This is a genomic window from Methanobrevibacter ruminantium, assembly GCF_016294135.1.
GTDB lineage: Archaea > Methanobacteriota > Methanobacteria > Methanobacteriales > Methanobacteriaceae > Methanobrevibacter > Methanobrevibacter ruminantium_A.
This window is the reverse complement of sequence record NZ_JAEDCO010000002.1, coordinates 87,398-105,472: the sequence shown is the minus strand read 5'-3', so window position 1 is coordinate 105,472 and position 18,075 is coordinate 87,398. Positions and strand designations below refer to the sequence as shown.

Below are 18,075 nucleotides of genomic sequence, written 5' to 3'. Positions count from 1 at the left end.
AATCTGTCAAGTTCCATCAATACAACTCCCTTGTTCAATAGGAATGAAGTGTTTCTTGGCTCAAGCTCTATCGCTTTATCATAACATTCAATTGCCTCTTCAAATCTACCAAGATCAAGGAGAGCATTTCCTTTCCTGTTTTGTGCTGTTGCATCTATTTCAGAATCTTCCAAACATAATTCCAATGCCTTGTCATATGCTTCCAATGCCTCTTCAGGCCTTTCCATATCAGTCAATACATTTCCACGTGCATTCCAAACTTCTGGGTTGGTGTCATCAATGGTAATCAATTTATCATAAACCTCTAAGGCCTTATCGAATTCTGCTAAGATTTCTAGAATAAATCCTCTCCAATAGAGAACTACTGGATTGTTAGGGTTTGCATTCAATGCACCATTGCTTGCTTCAAGTGCTTCCTCTATATTTCCAGAGTTAAGCATAGCTATTGCCTTGTTGTTCCAGATGTATTCATTATCCCCTTCAATCTCCAAAGCCTTGTCATAACATTCAATGGATTCATCAAAACGGTCGAGCCTGCTTAAATTGTCCCCTTTTTTGTTTAAAAGATAAACATCATTTGGATCAATCTTTAATGCAGCATTATAACATAAGACAGACTTGTCATATTTACCTGTATCAAATAAAATGTCTGCCCTTTGAGTAATCATCTCTTTTTGGTCAATTTTTTCCCCTTTCCATTTGTTGATGTCTAGCTTTTCAAAATAGATCACCTGGAATAAATCTTCATCAGAGATTCCATCAGGATACATCTTTTTAAATTCCTTCACCATTTCATTGGAATCTGCGTATCCTTCCTCTTGGGCTAGCTTATCATTGTTTTTGATTTCTTTAAATGGGAGTGTCTTAACGTCAGTAACTTGAGCTTCAAAAATTTTCTTTTTTTCTTTAGAAGCTAAATTCCAATAGCAATGAAGTCTGTCTCCAACTTTTAAAGGTGTTTTCCATAACTTCCTTACAGTCATAGCTTTTTTATTTGTGATTATATTTATGTTCTGACTTCCAAAGGACATGATTGGCATTTTATCACCTTTTTTGGAGACTTTTAATAAAAAATAGTCTAAAATAAATAATTAAGTAATCCTAATTATATTATTATCTTTATTGAAAAATTAATAAACTTATCTATTTATTTTTTAAATTTCACGTTTATTGGTTTAGGTAATCAGATTAATCTAAACAATTTTAGATAATTATATATAATTTAAGCTAATTTTAGAAATTTCTAGATTAATTAATGAGTATGAATGATTTTTAAATAGCTATTTAAATGCTTTTTTGACCGAATTCTGCAGTTTTTACATTTATGTCCTGATTAGGATATGCCTCTTTGATCCTTTTAGCGATATCCTCCATGTCATGAGGATTTGGCTCTTCTGCCTCTGCCAATGATTCATCTAAAACGCATCTGTTTCTAAATTGCTGAATGGTGTACAAGTCACATTCAACTTCATCAACTATTGTAAAGAGGTCTTCTTCTGTAAGCAATTTAGGGCAATAAGTGGTTCTGCATTCTAAAGTGATATCATCATATTTATTTACAATTTCCATGGATTCCTTTACCTTTTGCCCAATGTCTGCTTTAATGACTTCCTCATATTTGTCGAATGGTGCCTTGATATCCATAGCCACATAATCCACTAATCCTAAATCCAATATTTTTTGGAGCCTGTCTGGATAAACTCCACTTGTATCCAATTTGGTCTTAAGACCAATTTCTCTAACATATTTAAAAATTTCAATTACATCTTCATATTGGACTAAAGGTTCCCCTCCTGAAACAACAACAGCATCCATAAACATTGCTGAATCATCAATCTTTTCATATATCTCTTCCAAGCTGATTTCAGTTCCCTCTTCCAATATTTCGCTATTACTGCAATATGGGCATCTGAGAGGGCATTTTGCTAAAAATATTACAAAAGACATATTTTTAGGATATTCAATTGATGATGTAACTGTTACACTATATTCCATTCTATCAGCTCTTAAAAATAAAATGAATTATTTATTCATTTAAAATTTCTCTCATAACATTTAAGAATTTTTTATCTTCTTCCAATGTGCAAATGCTTATTCTAAAGTAATATTCATCCAATCCCTTGAATGAAGTGCAGTCTCTTACAATCATTCCCCTTTTCATGAATTCTCTTGTAATCTCTGCAGCTGTGTAACCTGTATCATGAATGTCAATCAACATGAAATTGGAATAGGATTTATAGACTTTAACGGATTTCATTTTGGATATCTCATCATATAGGAAATCTCTGCTTTCTATTCCATCCTTAATGGACTTTTCAATGTATTCTGTGTCCTTTATTGTAGTGAGAGCAGCTATATATGAAAGTTTTGTAAGTGAGAAAACAGGTTTGATCCTGTGCATGAATTCAATGATTTCCTTGCTTGAAATACCGTAGCCTATTCTCATTCCTGCAAGCCCCATTACTTTAGACATTGTTCTAAGAATGAAAATATTGTCATACTCGTCTAAAAGGTTGACATTATTGGTTAGGGAGTACTCAAAGTACGCTTCATCTATTACAACTACCGCATCACAAACTCCACCTTTGGATTTATTGGTTTTATCGAGAATTGCTCTTAATTCATCTTGTGAAACCAATGCTCCAGTTGGGTTATTCGGAGTGCATAGGAATAACATTTTTGTTTTTTCATTTATTGCATTGAGCACAGAATCCAAATCAAGGGTATTTGTTTCCAAATTCCATTTTGCATAATTAGGAATAGCACCATATGGCTTGAATAAGAATTCATAATACATGTAAGAAGGTAAAGGGACTATAAATTCGTCACCAGGTTCAATGAAGGTTTTTGCTAAAGTGTCAATAAGCTCATCTGCACCATCTCCTCCAATGATAATCTGTTCTGGCTTTACATTGGAGTATCTTGCAAATTCCTTTTTTAGCTCTTCCAAATCGGATTCAGGGTATCTGTTAATGTTTGCAAGTTCTTTTTCAATAGCTTCCTTTACTTTTGGAGATGGTCCCCATGGATTTTCATTAGACCCCAATTTGATGATGTCTTCCTTTTTCACTCCAAATTCCTGTGCGATTTCCTCTTTTGATCTTCCAGGAACATATGGGTCTAATTCCTCTACTTCTTTACGTACTTTCATTATTTTACCTTCTTGATATGTTTTTCAATCATTGATAGCCAGTATCTAATCAGCATTATGATAAGATGATTATAAACTTCAGATGTTATTTATAAAAAAAGTTGATGAATAGATGATTTAATCATCGTATTCATTTGCAAGTTCAACATAGTGTGATGCATTCCAAAGAATATGGTCTCTTTGGTCTTGTGTAGTTTCCTTAATAAGCTTTCCAGGAACACCTAAGATTAAGCTGTTTTCCGGAAATTCCTTATTTTCACTGACTACTGCTCCAGCACCTACAATTGAGTTTTTACCAATTTTAGCGCCATTTAAAACAGTAGCATTCATTCCTATAAGAACATTGTCATCAATTTCACATCCATGAACTACAGCACCATGTCCTATAGACACATTGTCTCCAATCTTAAGAGTCAAGTTTGCTGAAGTGTGAAGAACACAGTTGTCCTGCACATTGGAGTTTTTGCCTATTCTTATAGGTCCTACATCTCCTCGAATAACCGCTCCATGCCATATGGAACAGTTTTCACCAATTTCAACATCACCGATTACTTGTGCACCAGGGAATATTTTTACGGGTTCGTTGAGTTTCATAATATACTCCTCTTTTAATTTTTTTTATTAATCATATGAATTAATAAATATAATTGCATTATTTTATTAATAATTTTTAATTATTTTTTTTTTAAAATTGAAAATTAATTAATATAATTTTCATTAATTTTTTATTCTTCTTTATTTTCATCCACTTCTTCTAAAGAGATTTGTCCAGTTTCTTTTTTGTTTTGGAAAATATGCTCTTGCTTTACCAAGACTCTCATGTCGGACTCTAAGTCTTCATATAATAGGACACCAGAACCGATTGTAGCTCTCACTCCTATCTTGACTCCTGGGCTTAAGCTTGAGTTGATTCCAGTTTTTACAGAGTCTCCTACGATTGCACCTAATTTACGTCTTCCAGTGTCTGTTTTCTTGTTTTTAATAGTTGTTTTTACAGTCTTATTGTCAAAACGTAAGTTAGCAATGTTTGTTCCAGCTGCGATATTACAATTGGAACCTAAAATGGAGTCACCTACATAACTTAAATGGCTTACATTGGTGTTTTCCATAATGATTGAGTTCTTGATTTCCACTGCATTACCTATATGAACATTATCTCCAAAGTAGGAATTTCCTCTAATGTATGAGTTTGGTCCAATGTCACAGTTTTTACCGATGTAAACAGGACCTTTAATGTAAACTCCAGAACGGAGAAGGCTGCCTTCATCTAAGAATACTTCTCCATGGATTGTAACGCCTTCTTCAACAGTTCCCTTGATTTCTCCTTCAATATGATTTAGCAATTCTTCGTTGATTTCAATCAATTCCCATGGCTTTCCAATGTCCATCCATTCTTTAGTGGTTTTATGTCCTTTTACCACTTTTCCATCAGATATTTGAAGGGAGAGGGAATCTGTAATTTCGTATTCTCCTCTTGGAGAAACTTCAGTCTTGTCAATCTTATCAAAGATGTCCTTATTGAAGATGTATATTCCAGTGTTGATCAAATTACTTGGAGCTTCCTCTTTTTTAGGCTTTTCAACAATATTGATAATATTGTCCCCATCCAATTCAACTACACCGAATGCACTTGGATCTTCAACTTCTGTAAGAACCATTAATGTGTCTGGTTTTGATTTTTCATAATCCTCAATGATTTCGCTAAGGATATCCACATCCAAGATTATGTCTCCATTAAGGGTTATTAAACTGTCTTCTATGAAATCTTTTCCATAGCCGATTGCATCTGCAGTTCCTTCCAATTTGCTTTGTGTAGCATAACTGATATTCACTCCAAGATGTGAACCGTCCTTAAAGTAATTTCTAACAATCTCTTCTTTATATCCTACAATAAGAAGAATGTCTTTCACACCACAGTCACGCAGTGCCTCTATATTATATTGAATAATGGGTTTTCCAGCAACAGGCAACATTGTTTTAGGTTTTGTGAGAGTCAAAGGTCTCATTCTTGTTCCTTCGCCTGCACTTAAGATTATAGCTTTCACCTAATTCCTCCAATAATTATTAATTTATTTTTTTTTAATCTAGTGTTGTGATTTAATCATTGATTTACTAATTTTTTTATTTATTATTTAATCGTGTTTTAAACTAAATCTACAATTGATAAAAAATATTTTTTTCAATGATTTTTTAATATTTTAAATCAATATTAGATACCTTATTTTTATATTACTTTTTATTCATTTAAATAATTATTTAAATTATTTCATTTTTTATATTTTTATATATAAATACTATGTGGAATTCTATGTGAAAAATGTTTAATTGATTAAGAACCATATTAATTAAAAAAGTTTTTTATATAAGTTTGTACATATTAGAATTATGGTTAATTAAATAATTATTTGATTAATTAAATTTAAAAAAGGTGATTATATGGTAAAATATGTATGTATGCATTGTGAATACACTTGGGACTCTGAAACCGGAGATGAAACTTACAAAGTACCAGCAGGACCTATCGAAGACTTCCCTGATGACTGGGTATGCCCTCAATGTGCTGCAGGTATTGAAGGAATTATTACCGAAGATGAATAAGTTTTCGGATAACTCTTCAAGCTTTAAAGTTTGATTAGAACTTTTTCTTTTTTATTTTTTTAACTATTTTCTTAACTATTTTTTTTCTTGATTTTATTTTCTCGATTGTTATTTTACTTTTTAAAATTTATTTACAAAAATTTATTCGTAATCATCAAAACTAATTATTTTTTCATAAAAAAATTTAGAGAATAATTAAATATTCTCTTTAATGATTTTAATGCAAGTGTCTTTGATTTCTTCAGCTTTTTCTTCTGTTTTAGCTTCTAAAGTTATTCTCACATAATCTTCAGTTCCAGAAGGTCTGACTAGAACCCAGCTTCCATCATTGAAGCTTAATCTGATTCCATCAATTGTATTGATGTCCTTTATGTCATCAAATGCATCCTTCAAGAGGTCTTCCATGTTTTCCATGACTTTGAATTTCTCTTCTTTGGAACAGATTACCTTTTCTCTCATATGAGGGTATTGATGGAATTTTTCAAGAAGTTCAGATAATTTTCCTTCCTTGGAAACGATTTCTGCCATTCTAAGACCAGACAATATTCCGTCTGGGCACATGCAGAAGTCTGGATGCAACCAAGTACCGGATGGTTCTCCGCCAAAGCTTGCATTTTCTTCAATCATGACTTCAGCAACGTTTACGTCACCTACTTTGGTTCTAAGAACTTTTCCTCCAACTTCTTCCATTGCTTCATCCATGCATAATCCTGCATCTACGGTGGTTACAACAGTTCCGCCGAATTTCTTTGAAACAAGTGCTAAAAGTTTATCGAACTCAGAAACTCTTCCCTTTTCATCAACGGTAATCATTCTGTCCGCATCACCGTCGTGTGCAATTCCCAAATCTGATTCGGTTGCTACAACAGCTTTCATTAGGCTTGAGAGATTTGCTTCATTCGGTTCAGGGTTCCTACCTGGGAAGAATCCGTCAACTTGTGAATTCAAGGTGATCACTTCACATCCGGCTTTTCTGAATATGATAGGTGAAAGTTCTGATCCTGCACCGCATGCACAGTCAATAACCACTTTAAGTCCAGGCTTAATGTCTACGATGTCCAATAAGTCATCGATGTATTGCTTTTTGATTTCATCGTTATGGCTTATAATGCCTATTTTGTCCCATTCCACTTTACCGAAATCTTGATTATAATAGATTTCCTCTATTTTCTCTTCCTGCTCTGGGGTATAAGCCATTCCGTTCTTATTCCAAAGCTTTATTCCATTGTACTGTGATGGGTTGTGAGATGCAGTAAGCATTATTCCGGCATCAGCATCAAGTTTTAAAGTTGCATAACCTACAAGAGGGGTTGGCACCATGCCTATCTTAACAACATCCACTCCATGTTCAATGAGTCCTGCGGTAATGGCCTGTTCCAACATTCTATTGGTGGTTCTGGTATCATAACCGATAACAACTTTTCCGGTGTTTTTTAAGTATTTGGCAAGTGATTTTCCTATTTTCAATGCTAGTTCTGAGTTAATCTCTGAACCGATTTTACCTCTGATTCCAGAAGTTCCAAATAGTTTTTTATTTGTCATGATTTAACTCCTTTTATCGAATTAAATGGTGAAATATAATCATCATTAGTTTATTGATTTTAAGCTCCGAATTTATGTGCATATCCCATTAAGTCAGTCATGATATTCATCACGTCAGCACCTCTGATTCTGCACATGCCACCTTTTGCAACAGCAAATTCATTGTATTCACAAACGTCATCCACTCTAACTTCAGGACCGTTGATTAAGATAGGAACTGGGTCTCCTGAATGGTTTTTAACTGAAATAGGTGTTGAATGATCTGCAGTTAAGAAGATATAGCAGTCTTCCAATTTAAGGAGTTCGCTCATTACGACTTCGTCAACCTTTTCAATGAATTTCAATTTTTCCTCTGCATTACCATCGTGGCCTGCTTCATCTGCACCATCAATATTGATTAGGAAGAAGTCATGCTCGCTATTGTTTACTTGGTCTATGATTGTGTCTCTGATGTTTTCGAGGTTAGTGTCAGTTCCACCAGTAACATCTTCCATTTCAATGATATCCATTCCTGCAAAGCGACCAATACCCATAATAAGTCCTGTTTCTGCGATACATGCAGAGTTCACTTCATATTTGTCGTTTATTGATTCAACTTCAGGCACTTCCCCAGCACCACGAGGAATGATTATGTTTGCAGGTGCTTCACCTTCTTCTATTCTTTTGAGATTTACTGGATGGTCTTTAGTCATTTCATAAGATTTAGCTACTAATTTGTTTAATATGTCTGCAGTTTTTTCTGCTTCTGGACTTCCGTCAAGAGCTTTGACTGTCTTAGGTTTATTTCCTTCCACTTTAGGGTCTGCATCGCTTACTTTGCCGGATAATCCGTCTCCCCTAAGCACTAAAACTGCTCTGTGTCCAGTTGATTCCTTAAAGATGATTTCAATGTCTTCATACCCTTCAATTTTCATTGTGTTCAAGGTTGCGACGATTTCATCGGTTCCATCTCTAATTCTTCCTGCACGTCTATCTGTAATTATTCCATCTTCATCTGATGTTGAAAAGTTGCATCTGAATGCTATGTCTCCAGGAATAACACCTACACCAACACCCACAGCTTCAAATGGGCCTCTTCCAGTGTATACTTCATATGGGTTGTAGCCTAAAATGGATAAGTGTGCTGTATCACTTCCAGGAATGATTCCAGGAGCAATTGAATCCATTAATCCGGTAATTCCTCTTTCTGCCATTTTGTCCATATTTGGAGTTTTAGCTGCTTGTAGTGTAGTTTGATTGTTAAGCTCTTTTAAAGGACGGCCTGCCATCCCATCCATAACCAATATTAATCCTTTCATATTTTCACCATCACAATAAATTGAAATAGAAATAAAGTTATTTATTTAATTTTTAATTTTTTATTAAAATTCTAATTTTTTATTAAAATTTTTATTTTAGATTTGAATAAATATCTGAATATTTAAAAAGTAATATTAAATCAATTAATATTTACTATTAATAAAATATATGAATTTATATGCTTATAAAATTTGTTTTTATTTTAGTGGATATTTTTTTAAAAAACTTGAAAAAGTAGTTGAAATTTTATTTGTATTAAGTAAAATTGAGAAAAAACTTAAAATATTAAATATTACTTTATAAAATATCTTTTAAAACATCTTTTAAAATATCTTTTAAAATATCTTTTAAATAAAAATTAATAAAGTTTTGAAAAAAAAAAGAGTTAAAATGTTTAAAAAAAATGAAAAAATTAAAGTTTTTACATTACAGAAATGATACCAATGATTGCCCCACAGATAGTAGCAAGCAAGTTGACATGTTCATTGTTTATGTAATGTCTTCTCTCGAGAACTGCCCCAAGGATACTGTCAATAAAGCAACCTAAAGTTCCTGAGATAACTGAAATTTTTATAGCTATTAAAGGATCTGAAATGACCCCTAATAAGAATGAAGCAATTCCAATTATTCCTGCACCTACAATTGCTGCAGAAGTTCCTAAAATTGATATTGCACCATCGGTTCCAGCAGGCACTTTCTTGAGAGTGGTTATTAAGCGAGGTTCTTGAAGAACACCTATTTCACTAGCTAATGTATCCGCTGTAGCTGTAGCGACTGCCCCAATGAATCCTCCTGCCAACGGAAGGTAATAACTTCCAAATGCTGCCATTAAAAAAGCAACCAATCCATTTGAGATTACATTCTTTGCAGTTCTTGTCTTTTCATATTGGCCAATTTCCTTCTTGTATGGTTTTGAAAAGCGTGTAGCAAATATGCTTAAACCAAAGAACAGCACGATTAAAATGAACCATGGCACTCCTGCTGAAAAGATGATTGTAATTCCCATAAATACCATTATAAGGGAACCTAATAAGTCTAAACTTTTTCTTTTATAGCTTATTCCACCTAAAATAAACAGAAGTATGACATATCCCCAATTTATTACAAATGCTTCATGCATAGAATCACTTCTATTACGTAATTATTTGATTTAATTTAGATTCAATTAAAATTCAATTTAGTCGAATATGATTTTATTTGAAATAATATTCTAATTTAATTCTTCTTAGTTATTATTTGGTTTCTAATTTTTATTAAATGTTTTTATTTATTTAATTAAATATTCTTACTTATTTAAATAGTTTTTGCTTTTAATTGGCTTTTTTAAATAGGAATTTGAGTATAATTAGTAAAAAGCATTTGTAAATATGGTTAAAAACAGTTTTATTGTAAAAAATAGCTTTATAAGATTATAAAAATTGTAAAAAATAGTAAAAAATAGTAAAAAATAGTAAAAAGTAGTAAAAAGTAGTAAAAAGTAGTAAAAAGTAGTAAAAAGTAGTAAAAAATAGTTAAAGTAGTAAATAAAAAAGAAAATAAAATATTAGAAAATTTATTCTAATACTTTACTTTTGATGATTTCTACTCTTTTAAGAGGATAGATTTTTTTAGCTTTGTGGTAAATTTCAGAAGCTAATCTACCGTTTACAGAGTTTTCTACGAGTTCATCAAAGGTTTTTTCTGAAGCTACTTTAGTAACTAGTTCGTTAATGGTTTCTCTCATGTATTTTTGTTGGGAAGATTTTGCTCTTCTGGTAGTTACAGCTAATACATGGAGTTTTAATTTACGATCATCTTGGGTAGTTACAATAACAGGAGCATCGATTCTACTGGTTCCTCTTCTGATCATACTTCTTACGTAATCAGTAGTGGTTTTGTGTCCAGTGAATTTAGTGTTTGCGATGTTTCCATTTACATCATTTACTTCAAATTGTAATTTGATGTATTGTTTAGAGAAGTCACCGGTTAATTCTCTCATGGTTACTTCTACAGTTCTTCCGTACACGAGTTCAGGGTCTCTTGCAGGGGTGGTACCGATTTCTTTGTCTCCGAATGCTACAGGAGTTTTAATGGTGTACCAAGATTTTTCTTTCCAAGTGTCACGTACTCTACGTCTTTGTTTCTTTGCCATTTATATCATTCCTCTCTATATTTTTGACGTAATTATTTTTTAGAATAATTGTTTTTGTTTTTTTATTGAAATAAAACATAGCTATGGCTAAACTATAATATAATATAAAATAGGATAGAAATCTAGCTATGATATAAGTTTTAGTTAAATCCAATGCTTATTGATCTCATGATGAATAATCATTAGATGAAATAAAAAATATAATATTAAAATCACAGGTCAATGGGCTAATGTCACTTTAGATATCTGAAGTGGCCTTATATCAAAAATAGATACAAAAATAGTTATAAAATTTGATTATAAGCTAAATAATTTTTATAATCTATAATTTACCTGCTCTGGAATCAATCCATTTAAATTAAAATAATATCATAAAAGTTTTAAATAAGTTTAAAACCCGCCCATAAAGGTTATTGTTAGTTATGATTTTTATAGTATATAAATATTTTTGATATTATAATTTTTATCTAATAATTATTTTAGCAATTTAGTGGTATATTGGTAGTAAATTTAGTAATATATTTAGTTAATCTTTTAAGCTATATTTAACATAATCCTATTATACTCTAAAATATTTTTAGATATATCTTTAAGATATTTTTAAAATGTCTTTATATATTTCTGAAAATATTTCAATATTCCAATATATTTCCAGTATATTTCTAGAAAATGTCTAAAAAATTTTCTTATTTTCCTGGTTTACTACTAAAACATTTAAATAATATAAAAAATATAACAATTGTTATAAAACTTTTATGTTTCTATAGTTTGTTTTATTAAAAAAATGAAAGGAGGTAAAAAATGTGTGAGATCTTTGGATTTAGTTCATCAAAGGAAGAAGAGCTTAATGATTATCTAAAGGAGTTTTATAGTCATTGTGAAGAGCATCCTCACGGTTGGGGATTGGCTATTTTAGATCCAGAAAAATTCAGTGTATTTAAAGAGCCTATAAAAGCTCGAAGCAGTGTTATGCTAGGAAATATCCTATTGAATCCAATCATCTCTAAAAATGTTTTAGCACACATTCGTTTAGGCACTATTGGTGTGAAGGACTTTTACAATTGCCATCCTTTCGTTAAAAAAGACAATGCAGGTAGAAGATGGACTCTTATTCATAATGGAACAGTTTTTGACTGCCCAGATTTATGTAAGTACAGCACTGAGGAAGAGGGGGAAACCGATTCTGAAAGAATTCTTCTAGGTATTGTTGATTTGATAAACAAGTTTGAGGCATTTAAAGGCGAACCTTTAAGCTTAAAGGAAAGATTCGATATAGTTTCTGACTTGATAAGCTTTATGGCATTATCCAATAAGTTGAATCTAATTGTTTATGATGGGGAACAGATGTATGTTCACACAAATTATAGGGATTCCTTATGCTATTTGAAAACTGAAAACAGCGTTTTCTTTTCAACTCAAGCTTTAGATTCAAGTGATTGGAAGGAAGTGCCGTTGAATACTGTAATTTCCTTTTCAGATGGAGAATTATTATTTAAGGCAAAACCTCATTCATTTGAATATGTTGAAACTGAAGAGCAGCTTATGTTCATTGAAAAATTTGCAAGCACTTTAAGCAGTGATGTTGAAGAGGAGAATGTATGGTAATATATATTATGCTCTTTGAAGTTTAAGATATTGCTTGAATATGTTTGAAGATGTTTTAGTGAGTTATTAGAAAAATTGGAAAGAAATTTAGAATTTTTAGAAATATGGAATTTAATCCTTTTTAAAGGATAATTAAATTGGAATTGGAGTTGATTAAATGGTAGATGATGCGATTACAGATGAAATGATAAGGGAAAAGATCTGTCAGATGTTTTTGGAATCTACTAAAAAATCTAAAAAAGAGTATATTGGGATAGAAATTGAGGTTCCAATAATCAACTTGAACAAGGAAGAGGTGGACTTTGACATAGTTCATCGTGTAACTGAATCATTTAAGAATCATTTCAATTCTTTTGAAGTTGAAGGCATAGATTATGAAGGCAATGTCTATGCTTTAAGAAATCGTGAAAATGATGACATTGTATGTTATGACTGTTCATATAACAACATTGAATTTGCAATGGGCAAGGAAGAGGACTTATTCACCATCAATGAAAGATTTGGTGAATATTACCACTTCATTAAGGAAGAGTTTGAAAGTCATAACCACACCTTAAGCGGTATGGGGATAAACCCTTATAGAAAATACAATAATGAAATTCCAATTCCAAGTGAACGATACCTGATGCTTTATAATCATTTGAAGTCAGCAGACAATTATTCAGATTCATTGATGTATTTCCATGATTATCCTGGATACGGCATGTTCTCCAGTGCATCTCAGGTTCAATTGGATGTTCCATATGATGATTTGATTGAAAACATAAATGTGTTTTCCAAATTGGAGCCAATCAAAGCGTTAATCTTTTCCAATTCAGTCCTTTTGGAGGATAATGAGGATTACGTTTGCTTTAGGGATAACCTATGGGAGTACAGCACTCATGGAGTCAATCCACACAATATCGGAATGTATGATATTGAATTTAAAAGTATTAATGAATTGGTTTCCTATCTTGAATCATTAAACATTTACTGTGTAATGAGAGATGGGATTTACATTAATTTCCCTTCAATGCCTTTAAAGGATTATTTCAACACTGATTCCATTGTAGGGGAATGCTATTGCAAAGGGTCTTATAGGGACATTGAGTTTAAGCCATCTTTAGATGATATTGAATATTTGAGAGCATTTAAGTTTATTAATTTGACTTTTAGAGGAACTCTTGAGTATAGAAGTGTTTGTACTCAACCTATCAAGGACTCTATGTCTGTTGCAGCTTTTCATGTAGGCTTAAAACATAAAACAAAGGAACTGGAAAAGCTATTTTTTAACACTCCGGTATTTCACGATTGTTATAACAGTACAGAGCTTCGTAAATTATTAATAAGGACTGAAATTCCAAGTTCAATCGATAAGGATGAATTGTATGGTCTTGCAAGAGATGTTTTGGATTTGGCAAAAGATGGATTGAAAGAAAGAGGTCTCGGTGAGGAAATCTTTTTAGAATCATTATACAAAAATGTAAATGAGAGAACAAATCCTGGAAAAAGGATATTGGATTCATTGAAAGAAGGAATAAGTTTAGAAAAAATCATTAAGGATTATGGTGATTTATAGGATAAAAGGTGTGATAAAATGGATAGGATATTCAATTTATCTCAATTGCATAAGAATGCAAGTTCAGAGGACTTAAAACAAGGCTCTTTTGGTATAGAGTGGGAAGGATTAAGAGTTCGTGAAAATGGAGAGCTCTCACTTAGTCCACACTCTGAAATATTTGGAAACAAATTATCAAATCCTTACATAACAACAGATTTCTCAGAAAGCCAAATAGAGATCATCACTCCAACATTTGATACAATCGATGAAGCCTTTTCATTCTTCTCATTCATGTCAGATTTGGTCAACAGCTCTTTGGATGATGATGAGTTCTTATGGTTCCAGTCATTGCCTTGCATCCTTCCGGATTCAAGCGAAATTCCAATTGCAAAATATAAAGGCAGAGAATTAGCAGAAGAGTCAATGGAATATAGAAAAGGATTGGCTAAAAAATATGGTCTTAGAAAGCAATTGATTTCAGGCATTCATTTTAACTTTTCATTTAAGGAAGAACTGATAGAAAAATTATATGAGAATTTGGATATCAGTGAGATTGAGAGTGATGAGGATTCAAGGATTTCCTATAAGGAATTTAAGAATAGGCTTTATCTAAAGATATCAAGAAATTACCTTCGTTATGTTTGGCTTATAATTTACCTTACAGGATGTTCTGTTGCAGCTCACAATACCTTCACTCCAGAATGTACGAAATTGATGGAAAATAGCGATAATCGTGGGGGAGTTTATAGTGAAAGAGGTCCTTCATTTAGGAATGCATCATGTGGGTATAAGAATTTAGAGCATTTATATCCTAGTTACAATTCTGTAGATGAATTTGCTAGGGATGTTCAGTCTTTCATTGATGAAGGCCGTTTATCCCAAGCTAAGGAGTTATATACTCAAATCAGATTAAAGCCTAAAGACCCAAGTGATGTCCTTTTGTCCTTGAAAAATGATGGAATCAAGTATCTTGAGGTCAGAACTTTAGACATCAATCCATTTTATAAATGTGGATTGACAAAAAAAGATATGGATTTTCTCCATTTATTCCTAATTTATACATTGATTGCTGAAGAGTCAGATTATGAAAATTGGCAAGAGGAAGCTCTTTACAATGAGGAAATGACTGCTGAATCTGCATATGATTATAATATGAAATTGCTTAAAGATGGTGAGGAAATCAGTTTGGAAGAGTGGGGATTGAGAATTCTTGATGAAATTGATGATATGTGCAGAACATTAGGAATTGGCAGTCGTTCACTTATTGATTCAATGAGGCAAAGGATTGTAGATCCTTCCTTGACATATGGAAAGGGTCTCATTAGATTGATTAAAGAAGAAGGTTATATCGATAGCCAAATAAAATTGTTTAAAATCAATAAGATAACAAGCAAGTATCTTTTGGAAAATACAGACTTGTTGGATGATGAACGGTTTAAGGATTATGTTCCTATTGCTCTTCAAGGGGCTGAAAAATAGTTCTTTAATCTTTAATTTTTATTTTTTTTAATCAGAATTTAAATTTCTATTTTTAATCTCTATTTTTATTTTTTATTTTTTAATTTTTTTCTCTTAAGTTATTTTCTAAACTTAACTCCTACATTGAATGCATCAGCTATTTTCTCTCCAACTTCAAGATAGTCATATAAAACATCATCATAAACTATTGGATTAAGCAATTTCAAATCTACTTTTCCTTTTCTCCTATTACGTCTTCATCTGCTTGAATGTTTACAATTTCTCCAGTTATTTGAGTATGACTGCCCACTTCAACAATATTCATGACTTTACATTCAACTGATACTTTCATTTCATTTCATTTATGATTGGTGCATTGACTTCTTTAGCTTTGGTAGTGGTGAAACCTACCTTTTCAAGTTTATCCACATCGTATCCTGATGCCATTCCAATATAATCTGTCTCTGCAACTTGATCTACTGTTGGAAAACCTAAAACAAACTCTTCTCTTTCCAATATGCTTTTAAGTGTTTTTCGTTTAGCAGTTGAATTGATTGCAATCATCACTGCCGGAGGTTGATGGCTGCACATTGCAGCAAATGCAAGTGTACATGCATCAGCTTTCCCATATTCGTCATAAGCGGAAGCTATTACTGCAGGAGAGGGATACATCATTGTCCTTGGTTTTAAATTGACTTTTCCTGACATTTTTAACCCATGTAAAGTTTTAGATTTTAATGTTTTTCATGAAATTAATATGGTCTATGTATTTTCTTAAAACCTCTTCAACAGTTCCTTCATCCTTTACCAATTTTAAACCAGCATCTTCTGCATAGATTGCTGCTTTAGGTCCGAACTGTTCGCATATTGCCACTTCACAGTCTTTGATGGCTTCAATGATTTTCGGATTTTGATGTTTCATATCTGCTTCAATTTCAACATTTCTTTGCTCTATAAAGTTGAATTCATCTGCTTCCTCATCATATTCATAAACATATAATGATTTTGCTTTTCCAAAGTGCAAATCTACATTTTCTCCATTAGTTGAAGCAACAGCTATTCTCATGTTAGTCACCATTTTACTTTTTTTTCTTTTCTTCTAATTATAATAAATAATAGTTATTCCTCTTTCCAATTGTTGTAAATCAAGGATTCTATTTTCTGGTTATCGTCAGGGTATGTGTTCTGATTCATAATGATGAACAATTCATCAGCATATTTTAATTCCAAATCCTCATCTGGAATCAATGTGTTTCCGCTTCTTACAACAGATACGACCATAGCGGATTTAGGAATGGGAAGTTCCCATATTTTTGTTCCTATCAATGCACAGTCCATCGGAACAACATACTCTTCCAAGACGCTTTTTGTCTTATCAAAGTCAATTCCCTTATTCTTCTTCAAGAGTCTCATAAGCAATGTTTCATAGATTGGATCATTTCCAAGAATTGTTGGAATAATATATGCAAGTATTGTCACTACAATCATTGCAACAAGTGAGTTTGTGACTCCAGTCATCTCCGCAATCAATACAACTGCGGTTATAGGGGTCCTAACGGAACTTGCAAACATTGCAGCCATTGAAATCATGATGAACTTATATGAAATCATTGGGTCCAATCCAAAAATTGGAATGACAATTGCACTGAATATTGCACCGATATATGCTCCAATAACAAGAACTGGATAGAATATTCCTCCAGGTGCACTTGAACCGAAACAGAAAATCAAAAGAAGGTATTTTCCAATCAAAAGAACAATAAGTATTGACAATGGAGGCAAAGTATATTCTATCAAATGCATCATGGAGTATCCTCCACCAAGAACATTAGGTAAGACCAAACCAACTGCTCCTGTTATGAGGAATACGATGATGTATTTCATTTCCAATGGGAGGAAACTCAATTTCTCCCACATTTCAGAAGCCTTAATCATTCCTACATTGTAAATGTAGCCTAAGATTCCAACAATGATTCCTAAAATAATCAATAGGTAGAAATATTTTAAAGGAAGATTCAATGATGTGAACGGAAATATTGGGCTTTGTCCAAAGAATATTTTTGATACCAAGTCCGCTACAACAACTGAAACCAATCCTACAATAACGATGGACCTGTCAAATCCCTTATTGATTTCCTCTAAGGTGAATATGAATCCTGCAAGAGGGGCACTGAATGTAGCTGCAAGCCCCGCTCCACTTCCGCATACCAAAAGACGCTTTTCATCAGTCTTGCTGTTTGGAAGGTATTTTGAAACACCTTTTGCAGCCATTGCTCCCAATTGTACAGATGGCCCTTCCCTTCCTAAGGAAAGTCCTCCGAGTGCTGTAAGGGTTCCTCCAAGAAACTTGGCAATCAATGTCTTCCACCAGCATACATCAAAGTATCCCTTAACTTCACCCATAACTATAGGGATTCCACTTCCTAAACTGTCTGGATCCCATTTCATTAAGAGTGCAGTGATGAATCCCATAAGTGCAAGTATTGCAAACCATGCAACTGTTAAAAGGAAGTCTCCTTGAATGTATTTTAAGGTGGAAAATAGGATATTTTCGCTATTGTCCAATCCGAATCTGTATAATGATACAACTAATCCGGAGAATAAACCTATTAAAATTGCTTCTATAATCAGTTTGATGTAATATTTTGAATCATCTACATTCAAACCCAATGTTTGCTTAATCATTTTCATGGTTTAACCTCAGTTTAATTCATTTCATCAAATCTTCTTTTCTTTTAAATTTATTGTTAA

At 32.5% G+C, this 18,075-nt stretch carries 17 protein-coding genes; 4 read left to right on the top strand and 13 right to left on the bottom strand.

The window, feature by feature from the left end; all coding sequences use genetic code 11:
* The 5 genes from VW161_RS01485 to glmU form a co-directional block, all read right to left on the bottom strand.
* Positions 1-1,040 (bottom strand): tetratricopeptide repeat protein (locus VW161_RS01485; protein WP_325192651.1); only part of this gene is annotated, 1,040 nt, incomplete at its 3' end.
* A 244-nt stretch (positions 1,041-1,284) separates the two neighbouring features.
* Positions 1,285-1,995, bottom strand: a complete 711-nt coding sequence (locus VW161_RS01480) for an anaerobic ribonucleoside-triphosphate reductase activating protein (RefSeq protein ID WP_304085848.1) — start codon at positions 1,993-1,995, stop codon at positions 1,285-1,287.
* A 31-nt stretch (positions 1,996-2,026) separates the two neighbouring features.
* Complete coding sequence (gene hisC / locus VW161_RS01475) at positions 2,027-3,151, bottom strand: histidinol-phosphate transaminase (protein ID WP_304085850.1); 1,125 nt, start codon at positions 3,149-3,151, stop codon at positions 2,027-2,029.
* Positions 3,152-3,268: 117 nt separating this feature from the next.
* The gene (locus VW161_RS01470; protein WP_304085851.1) at positions 3,269-3,745 is read right to left on the bottom strand and encodes a gamma carbonic anhydrase family protein; all 477 of its coding nucleotides are present in this window, start codon (positions 3,743-3,745) and stop codon (positions 3,269-3,271) included.
* Between the two features lie 131 nt (positions 3,746-3,876).
* Positions 3,877-5,196 carry a bifunctional sugar-1-phosphate nucleotidylyltransferase/acetyltransferase gene (gene glmU, locus VW161_RS01465; protein WP_304085853.1) on the bottom strand — a complete coding sequence of 440 codons (1,320 nt, stop codon included), beginning with the start codon at positions 5,194-5,196 and terminating at the stop codon, positions 3,877-3,879.
* Positions 5,197-5,587: 391 nt separating this feature from the next.
* On the opposite strand from glmU, the gene VW161_RS01460 reads away from it, so the two are divergent.
* Complete coding sequence (locus tag VW161_RS01460) at positions 5,588-5,749, top strand: rubredoxin (protein WP_074798578.1); 162 nt, start codon at positions 5,588-5,590, stop codon at positions 5,747-5,749.
* A 195-nt stretch (positions 5,750-5,944) separates the two neighbouring features.
* On the opposite strand, the gene glmM is transcribed toward VW161_RS01460, so the two are convergent.
* The 4 genes from glmM to VW161_RS01440 all read right to left on the bottom strand — a co-directional run bounded on the left by glmM (position 5,945) and on the right by VW161_RS01440 (position 10,721).
* Positions 5,945-7,291 carry a phosphoglucosamine mutase gene (glmM, locus tag VW161_RS01455; protein WP_304093372.1) on the bottom strand — a complete coding sequence of 449 codons (1,347 nt, stop codon included), beginning with the start codon at positions 7,289-7,291 and terminating at the stop codon, positions 5,945-5,947.
* Between the two features lie 59 nt (positions 7,292-7,350).
* Positions 7,351-8,589 carry a 2,3-bisphosphoglycerate-independent phosphoglycerate mutase gene (locus tag VW161_RS01450; protein WP_304085857.1) on the bottom strand — a complete coding sequence of 413 codons (1,239 nt, stop codon included), beginning with the start codon at positions 8,587-8,589 and terminating at the stop codon, positions 7,351-7,353.
* Between the two features lie 422 nt (positions 8,590-9,011).
* Positions 9,012-9,710 carry a TIGR00297 family protein gene (locus VW161_RS01445; RefSeq protein ID WP_304085858.1) on the bottom strand — a complete coding sequence of 233 codons (699 nt, stop codon included), beginning with the start codon at positions 9,708-9,710 and terminating at the stop codon, positions 9,012-9,014.
* 432 nt (positions 9,711-10,142) lie between these two features.
* Positions 10,143-10,721 carry a 30S ribosomal protein S3ae gene (locus VW161_RS01440; RefSeq protein WP_298536487.1) on the bottom strand — a complete coding sequence of 193 codons (579 nt, stop codon included), beginning with the start codon at positions 10,719-10,721 and terminating at the stop codon, positions 10,143-10,145.
* Between the two features lie 801 nt (positions 10,722-11,522).
* Here VW161_RS01440 and VW161_RS01435 point away from each other — a divergent pair.
* The 3 genes from VW161_RS01435 to VW161_RS01425 all read left to right on the top strand — a co-directional run bounded on the left by VW161_RS01435 (position 11,523) and on the right by VW161_RS01425 (position 15,345).
* The gene (locus VW161_RS01435; protein WP_325192650.1) at positions 11,523-12,326 is read left to right on the top strand and encodes a class II glutamine amidotransferase; all 804 of its coding nucleotides are present in this window, start codon (positions 11,523-11,525) and stop codon (positions 12,324-12,326) included.
* Positions 12,327-12,483: 157 nt separating this feature from the next.
* On the top strand, positions 12,484-13,884 hold the full coding sequence (locus VW161_RS01430) for a hypothetical protein (RefSeq protein ID WP_304085862.1): 1,401 nt from the start codon (positions 12,484-12,486) through the stop codon (positions 13,882-13,884).
* An 18-nt stretch (positions 13,885-13,902) separates the two neighbouring features.
* Positions 13,903-15,345 (top strand): glutamate--cysteine ligase, encoded by a 1,443-nt coding sequence (locus VW161_RS01425; RefSeq protein WP_304085864.1) that lies wholly within the window; start codon positions 13,903-13,905, stop codon positions 15,343-15,345.
* A gap of 208 nt (positions 15,346-15,553) precedes the next feature.
* On the opposite strand, the gene VW161_RS01420 is transcribed toward VW161_RS01425, so the two are convergent.
* From VW161_RS01420 to VW161_RS01405, 4 genes are read right to left on the bottom strand one after another with little or no spacing between them, the layout of a single operon-like run.
* Positions 15,554-15,676, bottom strand: a complete 123-nt coding sequence (locus tag VW161_RS01420; protein ID WP_325192649.1) for a hypothetical protein — start codon at positions 15,674-15,676, stop codon at positions 15,554-15,556.
* Entirely contained in the window at positions 15,673-16,032 is a 360-nt protein-coding gene (locus VW161_RS01415; RefSeq protein WP_304085868.1) for a flavin reductase family protein, read from the bottom strand. Before VW161_RS01415 ends, VW161_RS01420 begins: the two co-directional genes overlap by 4 nt.
* A gap of 19 nt (positions 16,033-16,051) precedes the next feature.
* Positions 16,052-16,390, bottom strand: coding sequence for a NifB/NifX family molybdenum-iron cluster-binding protein (locus tag VW161_RS01410; protein ID WP_304085870.1), 339 nt, complete (start codon positions 16,388-16,390; stop codon positions 16,052-16,054).
* A gap of 53 nt (positions 16,391-16,443) precedes the next feature.
* A complete protein-coding gene (locus VW161_RS01405) occupies positions 16,444-18,015 on the bottom strand; it encodes a ClC family H(+)/Cl(-) exchange transporter (protein ID WP_304093374.1) in 1,572 nt (523 codons plus the stop codon).
* Between the last annotated feature and the right edge of the window lie 60 nt (positions 18,016-18,075).